Origin of the sequence: Pseudomonas sp. 3JA (assembly GCF_036961705.1) — a bacterium.
Lineage (GTDB): Bacteria > Pseudomonadota > Gammaproteobacteria > Pseudomonadales > Pseudomonadaceae > Aquipseudomonas > Aquipseudomonas fluorescens_Q.
In genome coordinates this window covers 160,160-175,009 of the sequence record NZ_JBAMDJ010000003.1, presented here as the reverse complement: position 1 = coordinate 175,009, position 14,850 = coordinate 160,160, and the positions used below count along the sequence as shown (strand labels likewise).

At 59.6% G+C, this 14,850-nt stretch carries 16 protein-coding genes and 1 other RNA gene; 6 read left to right on the top strand and 11 right to left on the bottom strand.

What is annotated here, in order from left to right; genetic code table 11:
• Positions 1-155: 155 nt before the first annotated feature.
• Positions 156-509, bottom strand: an RNA gene (rnpB, locus tag V7773_RS03745) — RNase P RNA component class A.
• A 74-nt stretch (positions 510-583) separates the two neighbouring features.
• Positions 584-1,489: a 16S rRNA (cytidine(1402)-2'-O)-methyltransferase gene (gene rsmI, locus V7773_RS03740; RefSeq protein WP_072348523.1), complete on the bottom strand. Its 906-nt coding sequence runs from the start codon at positions 1,487-1,489 to the stop codon at positions 584-586.
• 309 nt (positions 1,490-1,798) lie between these two features.
• Between rsmI and V7773_RS03735 the strand changes: the two genes are divergently transcribed.
• The 4 genes from V7773_RS03735 (at position 1,799) to V7773_RS03720 (ending at position 5,243) form a co-directional block, all read left to right on the top strand.
• Positions 1,799-3,610 carry a penicillin-binding protein activator gene (locus tag V7773_RS03735; RefSeq protein ID WP_336072384.1) on the top strand — a complete coding sequence of 604 codons (1,812 nt, stop codon included), beginning with the start codon at positions 1,799-1,801 and terminating at the stop codon, positions 3,608-3,610.
• Complete coding sequence (locus V7773_RS03730; protein ID WP_336072383.1) at positions 3,610-3,972, top strand: YraN family protein; 363 nt, start codon at positions 3,610-3,612, stop codon at positions 3,970-3,972. Before V7773_RS03735 ends, V7773_RS03730 begins: the two co-directional genes overlap by 1 nt.
• Before the next feature lie 102 nt (positions 3,973-4,074).
• The gene (locus V7773_RS03725) at positions 4,075-4,668 is read left to right on the top strand and encodes a phosphoheptose isomerase (protein ID WP_007928463.1); all 594 of its coding nucleotides are present in this window, start codon (positions 4,075-4,077) and stop codon (positions 4,666-4,668) included.
• Positions 4,665-5,243, top strand: coding sequence for a BON domain-containing protein (locus V7773_RS03720; RefSeq protein WP_003178201.1), 579 nt, complete (start codon positions 4,665-4,667; stop codon positions 5,241-5,243). The genes V7773_RS03725 and V7773_RS03720 overlap by 4 nt, the downstream gene beginning before the upstream one ends.
• A gap of 628 nt (positions 5,244-5,871) precedes the next feature.
• On the opposite strand, the gene V7773_RS03715 is transcribed toward V7773_RS03720, so the two are convergent.
• From V7773_RS03715 to rplM, 8 genes are all read right to left on the bottom strand, one after another.
• The gene (locus tag V7773_RS03715; RefSeq protein ID WP_256572709.1) at positions 5,872-5,997 is read right to left on the bottom strand and encodes a hypothetical protein; all 126 of its coding nucleotides are present in this window, start codon (positions 5,995-5,997) and stop codon (positions 5,872-5,874) included.
• Between the two features lie 225 nt (positions 5,998-6,222).
• Positions 6,223-6,636, bottom strand: a complete 414-nt coding sequence (locus tag V7773_RS03710; RefSeq protein ID WP_053124982.1) for a ClpXP protease specificity-enhancing factor — start codon at positions 6,634-6,636, stop codon at positions 6,223-6,225.
• A gap of 16 nt (positions 6,637-6,652) precedes the next feature.
• Entirely contained in the window at positions 6,653-7,270 is a 618-nt protein-coding gene (locus V7773_RS03705; protein ID WP_003178195.1) for a glutathione S-transferase N-terminal domain-containing protein, read from the bottom strand.
• 148 nt (positions 7,271-7,418) lie between these two features.
• Entirely contained in the window at positions 7,419-8,201 is a 783-nt protein-coding gene (locus V7773_RS03700; RefSeq protein WP_109754819.1) for a cytochrome c1, read from the bottom strand.
• Complete coding sequence (locus V7773_RS03695; protein ID WP_063324476.1) at positions 8,201-9,412, bottom strand: cytochrome b; 1,212 nt, start codon at positions 9,410-9,412, stop codon at positions 8,201-8,203. The genes V7773_RS03700 and V7773_RS03695 overlap by 1 nt, the downstream gene beginning before the upstream one ends.
• Entirely contained in the window at positions 9,412-10,005 is a 594-nt protein-coding gene (petA, locus tag V7773_RS03690) for a ubiquinol-cytochrome c reductase iron-sulfur subunit (RefSeq protein ID WP_003205363.1), read from the bottom strand. Before petA ends, V7773_RS03695 begins: the two co-directional genes overlap by 1 nt.
• 256 nt (positions 10,006-10,261) lie before the next feature.
• Positions 10,262-10,654 carry a 30S ribosomal protein S9 gene (rpsI, locus tag V7773_RS03685; protein WP_003228056.1) on the bottom strand — a complete coding sequence of 131 codons (393 nt, stop codon included), beginning with the start codon at positions 10,652-10,654 and terminating at the stop codon, positions 10,262-10,264.
• Positions 10,655-10,668: 14 nt separating this feature from the next.
• The gene (rplM, locus tag V7773_RS03680; RefSeq protein ID WP_003205365.1) at positions 10,669-11,097 is read right to left on the bottom strand and encodes a 50S ribosomal protein L13; all 429 of its coding nucleotides are present in this window, start codon (positions 11,095-11,097) and stop codon (positions 10,669-10,671) included.
• 245 nt (positions 11,098-11,342) lie between these two features.
• On the opposite strand from rplM, the gene V7773_RS03675 reads away from it, so the two are divergent.
• Positions 11,343-12,383: an NADP(H)-dependent aldo-keto reductase gene (locus V7773_RS03675; RefSeq protein ID WP_063324475.1), complete on the top strand. Its 1,041-nt coding sequence runs from the start codon at positions 11,343-11,345 to the stop codon at positions 12,381-12,383.
• A 142-nt stretch (positions 12,384-12,525) separates the two neighbouring features.
• Here the strand turns inward: V7773_RS03675 and V7773_RS03670 are convergent, their stop codons facing one another.
• Positions 12,526-13,662 (bottom strand): acyl-CoA dehydrogenase family protein, encoded by a 1,137-nt coding sequence (locus V7773_RS03670; RefSeq protein ID WP_336072382.1) that lies wholly within the window; start codon positions 13,660-13,662, stop codon positions 12,526-12,528.
• Positions 13,663-13,906: 244 nt separating this feature from the next.
• Here V7773_RS03670 and V7773_RS03665 point away from each other — a divergent pair, with 244 nt between their 5' ends.
• Positions 13,907-14,803 carry a GlxA family transcriptional regulator gene (locus tag V7773_RS03665; protein ID WP_170862044.1) on the top strand — a complete coding sequence of 299 codons (897 nt, stop codon included), beginning with the start codon at positions 13,907-13,909 and terminating at the stop codon, positions 14,801-14,803.
• Positions 14,804-14,850 lie beyond the last annotated feature (47 nt).

Genomic DNA, 14,850 nt, shown 5'->3' with positions numbered 1-14,850 from the left:
TCAGGAGGGGTAACAAGAATCTGACGTAGGAAATTTCACCTCAACCCGAGGAAGCACAGGAGGCTGCGCGCACAAGTTAAAGTGATTTGTTAAGAGTAAGATTTTTTTGGTATTAGGAACTGCGTCTGCCAGTGATTCCAGCAGGAAGGGAAAAGGTGGAGAGTCGATCTGTAAGCCGGGTTCTGTCTTGAACAGTCATTCGTCTACGATGGCCATCACTGGACATCTTTAGCAACCTACCCGGTCCCAGCGCGGGCCACGCCTTGGGACCCTATTTGGTCTTGCTCCAAGTGGGGTTTACCTAGCCACGAACTGTTGCCAGCCGTGCGGTGCGCTCTTACCGCACCTTTTCACCCTTACCGGCGCCGAAGCGCTTAGGCGGTTATTTTCTGTGGCACTTTCCGTAGGCTCACGCCTCCCAGGCATTACCTGGCACTTCGCCCTATGGAGCCCGGACTTTCCTCCCCCCCCTAATTCTCATAGAGGGCAGCGACTGTCCGATCGACTCTCCGCCGCGAAGGTTAACGGTAGAGCGCTTGAAGAACAAGCGCTAAAAGCCTTGGGCCAGACCCACGCCTTGGTTTCACTGGCCTTTCTGTTTTTCCAGTGCGACCTGGTACAGCACATTCTTGCGCTCGCCAGTGATTTGCGCCGCAAGGGCCGCGGCACGCTTGAGCGGCATTTCCTCGAGTAGCAGGTTCAGGACGCGCATCGCTTCGCTGCTGACAGCGTCTTCACTTTCCGGGGCTGTCCACCCGGCCACCAGCACGACACACTCGCCGCGCTGCTGGTTGCTGTCGCTTTCGACGAAGGCTCGCAGCTGCGCCAACGGCAACCCCTTGAGGGTTTCGAAGGTCTTGGTCAACTCGCGAGCCAGCAGCGCCGGGCGCTCGGCGCCGAACACCAGCTCCATGTCTTGCAGGCACTCCAGAATGCGGTGCGGCGCCTCATAAAAGATCAGCGTGCGCGGCTCTTCCTTTATAGCTTCCAGGCGCGCCCGACGCCCCACCGCCTTGGCCGGCAGGAAACCTTCGAAGATGAAACGGTCCGAGGGCAGGCCCGCCGCCGACAGCGCCGCGATCAGTGCACAAGCCCCCGGCACCGGCACCACGCTGATGCCCGCCGCCCGAGCCTGACGCACCAGATGATAGCCGGGGTCGGAAATCAGCGGCGTACCGGCATCGGAAATCAGCGCGACGTTATCGCCCGCCAACAGCCGGGTAATGAAACGACTGCCTTCATCCCGCTCATTGTGTTCATGACAGGCCGCCAACGGCGTGGAAATGCCGAAATGCTGCAGCAGGCGCTGGGAATGACGGGTGTCTTCGGCTGCGATAAGGGCAACCTCTTGCAGGATTTTCAGCGCACGGGCACTGATATCGTCCAGGTTGCCGATGGGCGTCGCCACCACATAAAGCGCGCCGGCAGCGGAATTCAAAGCACCTGGAGCAGTCAAGACACATACCTCATGATCGGTAAAAACCGCCATTGTAGCGTGTGCAGGCCGTCTCGGCTGTTCACATCAGCCATTGTGGCGAGGGAGCCTGCTCCCGCTCGGCTGCGCAGCAGCCGTAAAATCTGCCAGCCGCCCCCCCCCGGATATACCGTGTTGAATGGGTTTGGGGCTGCTGCGCAGCCCAGCGGGAGCAAGCTCCCTCGCCACGGAGGGCAGTGCCTTTGTGCTGTGCCGCACTCTCTGCAATACCTAAATTGATCGATTCACACCACTAACATCGCGCCCCGGCCAGCGCTTGGGTACAATTCGACGCTAATTTGATCTCGTATCAGGAACACTTACATGATCGCTTGCCTGCGGCTGCTCTCCGCCCTCTGCCTCGCTGCCCTCCTGGCGGCCTGCGCCAGCTCGCCCTCGTCCAGCCTTGGCGAACTTCCACGCACCCCGGATGCCAGTATCGAGCAGTTGCTCGAACAGGCCACCCAAAGCAAAAATCCGGAAAAAGCCGCCCTGCTGCGCCTGAGCGCTGCCGACCTGGCCTACCGCCAGGGCAATGCCGGCCAGTCCGCACAGATCCTGCAACAAGTGCCGATGGAACAACTCAAGCCCGGCCAGCAGATTTTCGCCAGCACGCTGTCGGCTGAACTGGCGATGACCCGCAACCAGCCCAAGGCGGCACTGACCGCCCTGGCCCACCCAAGCCTGCAACACCTGAGCGAAATGCCGGTGGAGCAGCAGGTCCGTACCGGTACCGTCCGCGCCCGCGCCCTGGAGGCCGATGGCCAGACCCTGGCCGCCGCCAAGGAGCGCATTTTCATCGCGCCCCTGCTGGAAAACGACGCTGCGGCAAAAAACCACGAATCCATCTGGTCGTTGATCGCCTCGCTGCCCACCGACCAGTTGCAGCCAAGCTCCAACGACGACCTTGGCGGCTGGCTGAGCCTGGCCCAGGCCGTCAAGACCGCCGGCACCCTGGAACAACAGCAGGCGGCGATCGACCACTGGCGCGAACAGAACCCGAAGCACCCCGCCGCCCTGCAACTGCCGATACCACTGGTCAAGCTCAAGGAACTGGCGAGCCAGCCGCTGAGCAAGATTGCCCTGCTGCTGCCACAAAATGGCCCGCTGGCTGCGGTTGCCAAGGCCTTGCGTGAGGGCTTCATGGCCGCGCACTACCAGGCCCAACAGGCCGGCCAGAAGCCGCCAAGCATCCAGTTCTATGACAGTTCCAGCCTGACCTCCATGGACGAGTTCTATCGCAAGGCCCAGGCCGACGGCGTGCAACTGGTAGTCGGACCGCTGGAAAAACCACTGGTCAAGCAGATCAGCACCCGCCCGCAACTGCCGATCACCACCCTGGCGCTGAACTACAGCGAAGGTGAACAAGGGCCACCGCAACTGTTCCAGTTCGGCCTGGCACCCGAGGATGAAGCCCGCGAAGTCTCCCGTCGCGCCCGCGCCGACGGCCTGCATCGTGCCGCCGCCATGGTACCGAAGGGTGAATGGGGCGATCGCGTCCTGAAAGCCTTCAGCCAGGACTGGCAGGCCAATGGCGGCACCATCATCGCAATCGAACGAGTCGACCAGCCGGTCCAACTGGCCCAGCAGATCGCCGACATGTTCCAGCTGCGCCAGAGCGAAGGTCGCGCCAAGAGCCTGCAAAGCACCGTTGGCACCACGGTCGCAGCCCAGCCGTCCCGTCGCCAGGACATCGAGTTCATCTTCCTGGCCTCGACGCCGCAACAGGCCCAGCAGATCAAGCCCACCCTGAACTTCCAGTACGCAGGTGATGTGCCGGTCTACGCCACTTCTTCAGTGTTCAGCGCCAGCGGCGACCAGAACCAGTACAACGACATGAGCGGCATCCGCTTCTGCGAAACCCCGTGGCTGCTCGACGCCAATGACCCGCTGCGCAAGCAGGTCACCGCCCAGTGGCCCCAGGCAGGCGGCAGCCTGGGGCGGCTGTACGCGATGGGCGCGGATGCCTATCGCCTGGCACCGCGCCTGGGCCAGCTCAAGACGCTGCCGGACAGCCGCATCGAGGGCTTGTCGGGCAGCCTGGCCGTGTCTGCTACCCAGCGCGTACAGCGTCAACTGCCTTGGGCCGAGTTCGTCAACGGCCAGGTGCAGCGCCTGCCGGATACCCAGCGCTGATGCCCGACCGATCACGCCAGCAAAGCGGACGGGATGCCGAGGGCCAAGCCCTCGCGCATCTCCAGCAACACGGCCTGCGGCTGGTGGCGCAGAACTGGTTGTGTAGACGCGGCGAGCTTGATCTGGTCATGCTTGACGGCGATACAGTAGTATTCGTCGAAGTCCGCTACAGAAAAAATACTCAATGGGGTGGCGCGCTCGACAGCATTGACGAGCGCAAGCGCCAGAAGCTGGTTTTGGCCGCACAGTATTTTCTGCAAAGCGAGCCTCGCTGGGCCGATCATCCCTGCCGCTTCGACGTGGTTGCCATCGACAGCAACGCCGCCCAGCTGAACTGGCTGCAGAACGCCTTCGACAGTTGAGCGCCCATGCCGAGCCGGACACCTTCACCTAACTTTTTTGCTCTTTGCTTTGCGCGCCGCACATGTTTGTGCCGATAAGCCGCGCTACTTAAGGTCACACAGATGGACATGCAATCGCGAATTCGCCAGCTTTTTCAGGCCAGTATCGACACCAAGCAACAGGCGATGGACGTACTTGCACCGCACATCGAGCAAGCCAGCCAAGTGATGGTCAACGCCTTGCTCAACGAGGGCAAGATGCTTTCGTGCGGCAATGGCGGCTCGGCCGGCGACGCCCAGCACTTCTCTTCGGAACTGCTCAACCGCTTCGAACGCGAACGCCCGAGCCTGCCGGCGATCGCCCTGACCACCGACAGCTCGACGATCACCTCGATCGCCAACGACTACAGCTACAACGAGGTATTCTCCAAACAGATCCGCGCCCTGGGCCAACCCGGCGATGTGCTGCTGGCGATTTCCACCAGCGGCAACTCGGCCAATATTATTCAAGCGATCCAGGCCGCACATGATCGCGAAATGATTGTCGTAGCATTGACCGGTCGTGACGGCGGCGGCATGGCATCGCTGCTATTGCCAGAAGACGTCGAGATCCGCGTACCGGCCAATGTCACCGCACGTATCCAGGAAGTCCACCTGCTGGCGATCCACTGCCTTTGCGACTTGATCGACAGCCAACTGTTCGGGAGTGAAGAATGACCCCTAATCGCCTAGGCCTTCTGGCCCTGACCCTGTGCCTCGGCATCAGCGGCTGCACATCGGTGGTTAACGCCAGCCGGGAAAAGCCGATTGAAGATGACCGCGGCACCCGCACCTTCGGCAGCAAGATCGACGACTCCCTGATTGAAACCAAGGTCGGCGTGAACATTGCCAAGGCCGACCCGGACCTGGACAACAACTCGCACATCGTCGTCACCAGCTTCAACGGTGTCGTGCTACTCGCCGGCCAAACCCCGCGCGCCGACCTCAAGGCCAAGGCCGAACAGGAAGCCAGCGCCGTACAGCGGGTCAAGACCGTGCATAACGAGTTGCAAGTCCTGCAGCCCTCCTCGCTGCTGGCGCGCCAGAACGATGCGTGGCTGACCACCAAGATCAAGACCCAGATGCTCACCGACGCCAGCATTCCTGGCTCGCGCATCAAGGTTGTGACCGAGAATGGCATCGTTTATCTGCTGGGCTTGCTGACCAAGAAAGAGGCCGCCCAGGCGACCAACCTGGTGCAGGGTGTTTCCGGGGTGCAGAAGATCGTCAAGTTGTTTGAATACATCGACTAAGGGGTGGTTCGGTTGCGGGCTTTGTGAGACGCAGCTTGTTGGTCATGTTGATCATTTAAAAAAACGGCGCTTCTTCCAGGGTGGGAAGGCGCCGTTTTTTTATGGGCGGGATTTTCAGGTTTTGGGGGTATATCCGTTGCTGCGGTAACGGCCACTTAGGGTTCCGCCCTGACGGCGGGTCACTTTCGAAAAAAGCGCGAAAGTAACCAAAGCGCTCCTGCCCCACCACTCGGCACCTCGCTTAGGCTCGGTGTGCCCTCACTCCGGCATTGCTCCGTGGGCCGCCGCGAAGGGCCATCCATGGCCCAGCGCGGCTAACCCGGCATCCATGCCGGGTTGCCCACAGCGCAATGCCTGCGTTCGGCCAGCGTGGTTAATGGGGCGCCGAGATCAACGTCCACTGCGAGGCGGCCTGATAGCCGACCTGGTTCTTGATGGGGATCGCGCTCCCCCAGGTGTTTGTGTCGTGTGTAGCTGCTGTGAACACCCACAACCCCATGTGGGAGCGAGCTTGCTCGCGATAGCGATGGCCCAGCCACATAGATGCTGGATATATCCCCGCCCTTGCTTTGCTTTAGATCTTGATCTTGATCTTGATCTTGATCTTGATCTTGATCTAGGCGCCCCGTTAAACCACGCTGGCCGAACGCAGGCATTGCGCAGTGGGCATCCCGGCATGGATGCCGGGATAGCCGCGCTGGGCCATGGATGGCCCTTCGCGGCGGCCCACGGAGCAATGCCTGCGTTCGGGCATGCCGAGCCTAGGCGAGGCACCGAGTGGTGGGGCAAGAGCGTTTTGCTTACTTTTGCGCTTTTCAAAAGTGAGCCGCTGTAAGAGCGGAACCATAAGTAGCCGTTACCGCAGCAACGGATATTCACACCAATCCACCAATAAATGCAGCCAAAAAAAATGCCCACATCTCACGACACAGGCATTTTCCTCAGCGAACAGCGAACAGCGAACAGATCACCCGCTCCGCTACTTCACCACCTTAAGACTAGGCCTACCGCTAGGCCGCGGCGGCTCGTCATCCGGTGGTGGCAGGTCGTCATCCGGCTCGAACTCTTCTTCACCGTCCAACGGCGCTTCCAGCTCAAACACCATGCCCTGGCCATTCTCCCGGGCATAAATCCCCAGAATCGCAGCAACTGGCACGTACAGGGTGTGCGGCACACCACCGAAGCGCCCTTCAAAGCTGACGGCGTCATTATCCATGTGCAGGTGACGCACAGCGGCTGGCGACACGTTCAGGACAATCTGCCCATCATTGGCAAAACCCTGCGGCACCTGCACCGACGGAAATTCGGCATTGACCAGCATGTGCGGGGTGCAATCATTGTCCACAATCCACTCGTAGAGCGCGCGGACCAGATAAGGTCGACTGGAGTTCATAGCGGCTCCCTAAGCCTTAGCGCATGTCACGTTCGACACCAGACAGACTCGCCTGGAAAGCCTCACGCGCGAATTGGCGCTCCATATAATCAAGCAGCGGCTTGGCAGGCCGCGGCAGTTCGATACCCAGAATCGGCAAACGCCAGAGTATGGGCAATAGGCAGCAATCCACCAGACTTTGTTCCTCACTGAGGAAAAACGGCTTATCGACGAATAGCGGCGATACGCCAGTCAGGCTTTCACGCAATTCCTTGCGTGCCACGACCCGCGCCGGCTCCTTGGTCCGGGAATCCAGGATCAGATCCACCAACCCGCACCAGTCACGCTGGATGCGATGGATCAGCAAACGGCTATTGGCACGCGCGACAGGGTACACCGGCAGCAAAGGCGGATGCGGATAACGCTCATCCAGATATTCCATCACCACGGTCGACTCCCACAATGCCAGGTCACGATCGACCAGCGTAGGCAGGCTGCCGTAAGGGTTCACCTCGATCAGCTTCGGCGGCTGACGGCCCGCTTCGACGTAAATGATCTCGGCGCTGACACCCTTCTCTGCCAGTACGATGCGTACCCGGTGGGAATAGTGGTCGGCGGGGTCGGAGTAACAGGCCAACCGATTGGTCACGCCCATGGCGATCCTCCTCGCTTGTTGAAATTATCGAAAAACGGAAAAACGAGCGCGCCCAGAGGGCGTCTCCCGTAACACCTGGCTGGCCAGGCTCGTTACATTAGAGACGCCCTTGGGCGCGCACGATTAACAGCAACGGCTTACAGCTTTATCAATGCACGTCTTTCCAGTATTCACGCTTGAGCAGGTACGCGAATACGAAGAAGAACGCCAGGTACAGCAATACATAGGTACCGATGCGCTGATGCTCCAGCTTCACCGGATTGGCCGAGTAGGCCAGGAAGGTCACCAGGTTCTTGACCTTCTCGTCGAACTGCTCCGGCGTCAGGCTGCCGGTGTTCGGCAATACAGTCAGCTGGTCGCAGGCTTCATGAGTCAAAGCAGTGCCGGTCAGCGGGTCGAATTGCTTTTTACCGCCCTCAACGATCTGAACCTGTTTGCAGCCTACCACCTGGCGCCCCTGGAGGCCGACCAGTACGTTAGGCATGCCGACGTTCGGGAAGACCTTGTTGTTCACGCCCCATGGACGCGCAGGATCTTCGTAGAACGAACGCAGGTAACCATAAAGCCAGTCAGTCCCACGCACACGGGCGACAAGGGTCAGGTCCGGCGGCGCGGCGCCGAACCAGGTCTTGGCATCCGCAGGCTGCATGCCGATGGTCATGTGATCGCCCAGCTTGGCACCGGTGAACACCAGTTTCTCGAGCATCATTTCATGAGGAATGCCCAGGTCATCGGCAACACGCTCGTAGCGCTGGAACTTGGCACTGTGGCAACCCATGCAGTAGTTGGCGAACGTACGCGCGCCGTCCTGCATGGCAGCTTTGTCGGAAACGTCGATGTCGACCTTTTCCAGCTCTGGACCACCGTGTTCAGCCGCGAAGGACAATACAGGCATGGCAGCAAGAATCAGTACAGCAAATAGCTTTTTCATCAGCCAGTCACCCTTTCCGGAACCGGTTTGGTCTTCTCGAGCCTTGTGTAGAACGGCATCAGAATGAAGTAGGCGAAGTACAGGAAGGTGCAGACCTGCGACAGCAGCGTCCGACCCGGCGTTGGCGCCAGCACACCCAACACACCCAGGATCACGAACGAGATGCAGAACACCACCAGCCAGATCTTGCTCAGCCAGCCTTTGTAGCGCATCGATTTGACAGGGCTGCGGTCCAGCCACGGCAGGACGAACAGCACTGCGATGGCCGCGCCCATGGCGATAACGCCCATCAGCTTGTCCGGGATCGCCCGCAAAATCGCGTAGAACGGCGTGAAGTACCAGACCGGGGCAATGTGCTCAGGGGTCTTGAACGCGTTCGCCTGCTCGAAGTTCGGCTTCTCGAGGAAGTAACCACCCATTTCCGGGAAGAAGAACACGATGGAGCAGAAGATGAACAGGAAGACCACCACGCCGACGATATCTTTCACGGTGTAGTACGGATGGAAGGCGATGCCATCCAGCGGTACGCCGTTCTCGTCCTTGTGCTTCTTGATGTCCACGCCATCGGGGTTGTTCGAGCCGACTTCGTGCAAGGCCAGGATGTGCAGCACCACCAGGCCGAGGATCACGATCGGCAGGGCGACCACGTGCAGGGCAAAGAAGCGGTTCAGGGTAATGCCCGAGATCAGGTAGTCACCGCGAATCCACTGGGTCAGGTCGTCACCGATGACCGGGATCGCACCGAACAGCGAGATGATCACCTGGGCACCCCAGTAGGACATCTGGCCCCACGGCAGCAGGTAGCCCATGAAGGCCTCGGCCATCAGCGCCAGGTAGATCAGCATGCCGAAGACCCACACCAGCTCGCGAGGCTTCTGGTACGAACCGTAGAGCAAGCCACGGAACATGTGCAGGTAGACCACGATGAAGAACGCCGAAGCGCCGGTGGAGTGCAGCAGACGCAGGATCGAGCCGTACTCGACGTCGCGCATGATGTATTCGACGGAGGCAAACGCTTCTTCCGCCGACGGGGTGTAGCTCATGGTCAGCCAGACACCGGTGACGATCTGGTTGACCAGAACGAGCAGCGCCAGGGAGCCAAAGAAGTAGAAGAAGTTGAAGTTCTTCGGAGCGTAATACTTGCTGAGATGGTCTTCCCACATTTTGGTCGCGGGAAAGCGCGCATCAACCCAATCCATGAATTTGCTCATCACGCTTTCTCCGTATCGACGCCGATGACAATGATGTCGTCGGTCTCATAGGAATGCGGGGGAACTGGCAGGTTCAGAGGCGCAGGCTGCGACTTGTAGACGCGACCAGCCAGGTCGTAGTGGGAGCCGTGGCAAGGGCAGAAATAACCACCGACCCAGTCCTTGCCCAGGTCGGCAGGTGCCACTTCAGGGCGGAACGTTGGCGAGCAACCCAGGTGCGTACAGATCCCGATCAACAGCAAAACCTCTGGCTTGATCGAACGCGTTTCAGGATTGACGTATTCCGGTTGGACCGAGTTCTTGGAGGACGGGTCGGACAACTGACCCTCGATCTTTTTCAGATTCCCCAGGATTTCCTCTGTACGGCGGACGATGAACACCGGCTGGCCGCGCCACTCAGCAATCATCTGCTGGCCTGGCTCGATCTTGCTGACATTCACTTTCACCGGTGCACCTGCGGCTTTCGCCTTGGCACTGGGAAACCATGACCCCACGAACGGGACCGCAGCCCCCACCGCTCCTGCAGCACCCACCACGGATGTGGCTGCTACCAGGAAGCGACGCCGGCCTGCATTCACGCCGTCATTGCTCATTCAGTCCTCTCCCATCAGCTTTGTGGCCTGTTAGATCAGGCGTCTACTAAGTAAAAATCTGAACTTATAAAAATTTTGCCGAATGGTAATGAAAAGCCCCAATTCTGACAAGGTAATTACCAAGCGGCCAAACCGCCAAGCCTTGTAGTATAGGGGCTCTACGAATGTGGCAAGTTGTCACAGAGCAATTCTTTTGCCCATAAAAAAACGCCCAGCTCCGTGAGGAACTGGGCGCCTTTTGAAAGCGGAAGCGAAATTAACGCTTCGAGTACTGCGGACGCTTACGCGCTTTACGCAGACCGACTTTCTTACGTTCAACTTCGCGAGCATCGCGAGTTACGAAGCCGGCTTTGCGCAGAGCACTACGCAGAGTCTCGTCGTAATCCATCAGGGCGCGAGTGATGCCGTGGCGGATTGCGCCAGCTTGACCACTTACACCACCACCGATAACGGTGACGTAGATGTCGAATTTTTCGACGGTCTCGGTCAGTTCCAGCGGCTGACGAACTACCATGCGGGCAGTTTCGCGGCCGAAGAAGTTATCCAGGGAGCGGTTGTTGATGGAGATATTACCAGTGCCCGGACGCAGGAAAACGCGTGCGGTTGCAGTCTTGCGACGGCCAGTGCCGTAATTTTGAGTCGCCGACATAATGAACTATTCCGTTAAAACTTCAGTTCTTGGGGCTGCTGAGCAGTATGAGGGTGAGCAGCGCCCGCATAAACCTTCAGCTTACGATACATGTCGCGACCCAGTGGGTTTTTAGGCAGCATGCCTTTAACCGCGGTCTCGATCACGCGCTCAGGGGCTTTGGCGATCAGCTTTTCAAAGTTGATCGACTTGATGCCGCCAGGAAAACCGGAGTGGGAGTAGTACATTTTGTCAGTGGTTTTAGCGCCAGTAACACGTACTTGCTCAGCGTTGATCACGACGATGTAGTCACCGGTGTCAACGTGAGGGGTGTACTCAGGCTTGTGCTTGCCACGCAGACGGCTCGCGATTTCGGTGGCCAGACGACCCAGGGTCTGACCAGCAGCGTCGACGACAAACCAGTCGCGCTTTACTGTTTCCGGTTTAGCAGTAAAAGTTTTCATTCTTTATAGCCTCAGGGGCCGCCCTGTAAATTAGACGGCGGATCTTACTGAATAGTGCGTACTTTGACAAGTCAAAGGCAGCCGGATACAGACGCTTTCGGGGGCTCGGGTCGGCGCGTCCGTTCAACGGCAAGATTCTTCGGCGGCGGCGCATCACTTCCACTGCAGAAAGAGGTGCGCAATTATGCAGATTGCGAAAAATATTTCAACCTGCTTTTATGATTGTTTTGCCCAAGGAGCTCCCGATGGACTATCGCCCGCTAGGCCGTACCGATCTGAACGTGAGTGCCCTGTGCCTCGGAACCATGACCTGGGGTGAGCAGAACAGCGAGGCCGAGGCCTTCGCCCAGATCGAACGCGCCAAGGGTGCCGGCATCAATTTCATCGACACCGCCGAGATGTACCCGGTGCCGCCCAAGGCCGAAACCTACGCCACCACCGAGCGCTACATCGGCAATTACTTCAAGAGTCGCGGCGATCGTGCCGACTGGATCCTGGCGAGCAAGATCGCCGGCCCCGGCAACACTATCGACTACATCCGCGACAAGAACCTCAAGCACAACCGCCGCCACATCGTCGAAGCTGTGGACGCCAGCCTCAAGCGCCTGCAAACCGACTACATCGACCTCTATCAGTTGCACTGGCCGGAGCGCAGCACCAACTTCTTCGGTCAACTGGGCTACCAGCACAAGGCCGACGAAACGTTCACCCCGCTGGAGGAAACCCTCGAAGCCCTGGACGAACAGGTTCGCGCCGGCAAGATCCGCCATATCGGCCTGTCCAACGAAACGCCGTGGGGCACCATGAAGTTCCTTGCCCTGGCCGAGGCCCGTGGCTGGCCGCGAGCGGTGTCGATCCAGAACCCGTACAACCTGCTCAACCGCAGCTTCGAGATCGGCCTGTCGGAAATCGCCATTCGGGAGCAATGCGGCTTGCTGGCTTATTCGCCACTGGCGTTCGGCTTTCTGTCGGGCAAATACGAAAACGGCGCACGGCCAGCCAAGGGCCGCCTGACGCTGTACAGCCGCTTCATGCGTTACTTCAACCCGCAATCGGAAGCGGCGTGCAGCCGTTATGTGGCCCTGGCCCGCGAACATGGCCTGGACCCGGCGCAGATGGCCCTGGCGTTCGTCACCCGGCAGCCGTTCGTGACCAGCAATATCATTGGCGCCACCACGCTGGAGCAACTGGACAGCAACATTGCCAGCTTCGACCTGAAGCTGTCGGACGAAGTGCTGGCGGGGATCGAGGCGATTCACAAGGATCAGCCGAACCCGGCCCCTTGACCACCAGGTAGACAGCCCTTGGATCGTTCCCACGCTCTGGGTGGGAATGCCGCCAGGGACGCTCCGCGTTCCGCTTCTGGAGGGTGACGCAGAGCGTCACGGGATGCATTCCCACGCAGAGCGCGGGAACGATCACGCGGCATTACAGCGACCGCGCAATGATCTCCTTCATGATCTCATTGGTCCCGGCATAGATCCGCTGCACCCGCGCATCCGCCCACGCCCGGGCAATCGGGTATTCCCACATGAAGCCGTAGCCGCCATGCAACTGCACGCACTCGTCGAGCACCTTGCATTGCAAGTCGGTGCCCCAGTACTTGGCCATCGCCGCCGTCGGCACATCCAGCTTGCCTTGCAGGTGCAACTCCAGGCAGCGGTCGACGAAGACCCGGCCGATCTGGATTTCGGTGGCCATTTCCGCGAGCTTGAAACGGGTGTTCTGGAAGTCCGCGATGGATTTGCCGAATGCCTTGCGCTCGCGGGTGTAGTCCAGAGTCCATTGCAGCGCCGCTTCAGCCGATGCCAGGCCGCCGATGGCGACGGTCAGGCGCTCCTGGGGTAGCTCCTGCATCAAGTAGGCGAAGCCCATGCCGGCCTGCCCCAGCAGGTTCTCCTTCGGCACGCGGACATCCTGGAAGAACAATTCCGACGTGTCCTGGGCCTTCATGCCGACTTTTTCCAGGCGTTTGCCCTTTTCAAAACCCAGCGCGCCCGCCTCCACCAGGAACAGGCTGGTGCCCTTGGCGCCGGCCTTCGGATCGGTCTTGGCGACCACGATCACCAGGTCCGCCAGGAAACCATTGGTGATGAACGTCTTCGAGCCGTTGATGACGTATTCGTCGCCGTCCAGCACCGCCGTGGTCTTCACCCCTTGCAGGTCGGAACCGGCGCCCGGCTCGGTCATGGCGATGGCCGTGACCATTTCGCCGGACACCAGTTTCGGCAGGTACTTGTGTTTCAGCGCCTCACTGCCGTAATGCAGAATGTACGGCGCGACGATGTCGGAATGCAGCGAGAACCCGATCCCCGTCAACCCCAGGCGGCCGATTTCCTCGATCACCACCGTGCTGTAGAGAAAATCGGCGTCCAGCCCCCCATAGGCTTCTGGAAGGTGCGAGCACAACATGCCCGCCTCCCCTGCCTTGTTCCAGAGCTGGCGATCGACATGTCCCTGTTTTTCCCACTGGCTGTGGTACGGCACGGCTTCTTTTTCGAGGAAGGTTCGTACGCTGTCGCGAAACAATTCGTGTTCGGGACTGAACAGTGTTCTGGGGATCATGGCGCACCTTTGGTTTTTGTTGGGCGTGGTTATCCGACAGAGCCTAAGCCTGCGGGGTACGACAGGACACTGGACACATCCGACAAAAAATAAGACGATCCAGCCGTCTGGTGACCACTTTCCCCTATAAAAATAAAGATGAATTATGTCTATGCACGCCTCCACGCCCTTGCGGCGCGTCAGCATCCTGGCAATCGACCGGGTCTTTGCCTCGACCCTCATGCAAGCCAAGGATTTTTTCCACCTGGCCAGCCTGCGTTATGGCAAACAACTGGGCCACGGCCTGACGCCGGCTTTTGAAACCCGACTGGTCAGCCCCGATGGCAAACCGGTGAACAGCTTCAGCGATGTGATCATGCCGGTGGACGGTGGCCTGGAAAACACCGATGTCATCATCCTGCCGGCCTTCTGGGATGATTTCGCCACCCTCTGCCAACGTTATCCCCAGGTCCTGCCTTGGCTGCGAGAACAACACGCGCGCGGCGCGGTACTCTGCGGCGAAGCCACCGGGGTGTTCTGGCTGGCGGAGGCCGGGTTGCTCGACGGCAAGGAAGCCACCACCTACTGGCGCTTCTTCAATGCCTTCAAGGAACGCTTCCCCCAGGTACACCTGAACCAGGACAAGCACCTGACCGATGCCGACAACCTGTTCTGCGCCGGCGGCACGACCTCAGCCTGCGACCTCTACATTTACCTCATTGAACGCTTCTGTGGCGCCAACGTCGCCCAGGCCGTGGCGCGGGACATCTTGTATGAGGTGCAACGCAGCTATTCGCCAGGACGGATCGGCTTCGGCGGGCAGAAACTGCACCAGGACGTGATCATCCTCCAGATCCAGCAATGGCTCGAAGAGCACTTCGCCGATAAATTCCGCTTCGAGGATGTTGCCCGGGAACATGGCATGAGCATCCGCAATTTCATGCGCCGCTTCCAGACCGCCACGGGCGACAAACCGCTGCATTACCTGCAACGGCTGCGGATCGAAACCGCCAAGGGCCTGCTCTCCGGCAGCCGCAAGAGCATCAAGACCATCAGCTATGAAGTTGGCTATGACGACGCGAGCTTTTTCGCCCGGCTGTTCCGGCAACATACCGACCTATCGCCGAACCAGTATCGGCAGCAGTTTCAGCAGGCGGCATGAACCTGAGCTGAATGCAAGCCCGCTCCCACAGGGTTTTGCAGTGAACG

Excerpts from the sequence above, each read along its gene's own strand:
- V7773_RS03720 (WP_003178201.1), top strand. The coding sequence starts at position 4,665 with ATGACCCCTAATCGCCTAGGCCTTCTGGCCCTGACCCTGTGCCTCGGC.
- V7773_RS03730 (WP_336072383.1), top strand. The coding sequence starts at position 3,610 with ATGCCCGACCGATCACGCCAGCAAAGCGGACGGGATGCCGAGGGCCAA.
- V7773_RS03695 (WP_063324476.1), bottom strand. The coding sequence starts at position 9,412 with ATGAGCAAATTCATGGATTGGGTTGATGCGCGCTTTCCCGCGACCAAA.
- rplM (WP_003205365.1), bottom strand. The coding sequence starts at position 11,097 with ATGAAAACTTTTACTGCTAAACCGGAAACAGTAAAGCGCGACTGGTTT.
- V7773_RS03700 (WP_109754819.1), bottom strand. The coding sequence starts at position 8,201 with ATGAAAAAGCTATTTGCTGTACTGATTCTTGCTGCCATGCCTGTATTG.
- V7773_RS03675 (WP_063324475.1), top strand. The coding sequence starts at position 11,343 with ATGGACTATCGCCCGCTAGGCCGTACCGATCTGAACGTGAGTGCCCTG.
- V7773_RS03715 (WP_256572709.1), bottom strand. The coding sequence starts at position 5,997 with ATGCCCGAACGCAGGCATTGCTCCGTGGGCCGCCGCGAAGGGCCATCC.
- V7773_RS03735 (WP_336072384.1), top strand. The coding sequence starts at position 1,799 with ATGATCGCTTGCCTGCGGCTGCTCTCCGCCCTCTGCCTCGCTGCCCTC.
- V7773_RS03670 (WP_336072382.1), bottom strand. The coding sequence starts at position 13,662 with ATGATCCCCAGAACACTGTTCAGTCCCGAACACGAATTGTTTCGCGAC.
- V7773_RS03710 (WP_053124982.1), bottom strand. The coding sequence starts at position 6,636 with ATGAACTCCAGTCGACCTTATCTGGTCCGCGCGCTCTACGAGTGGATT.
- rpsI (WP_003228056.1), bottom strand. The coding sequence starts at position 10,654 with ATGTCGGCGACTCAAAATTACGGCACTGGCCGTCGCAAGACTGCAACC.
- V7773_RS03705 (WP_003178195.1), bottom strand. The coding sequence starts at position 7,270 with ATGGGCGTGACCAATCGGTTGGCCTGTTACTCCGACCCCGCCGACCAC.
- V7773_RS03725 (WP_007928463.1), top strand. The coding sequence starts at position 4,075 with ATGGACATGCAATCGCGAATTCGCCAGCTTTTTCAGGCCAGTATCGAC.
- rsmI (WP_072348523.1), bottom strand. The coding sequence starts at position 1,489 with ATGGCGGTTTTTACCGATCATGAGGTATGTGTCTTGACTGCTCCAGGT.
- petA (WP_003205363.1), bottom strand. The coding sequence starts at position 10,005 with ATGAGCAATGACGGCGTGAATGCAGGCCGGCGTCGCTTCCTGGTAGCA.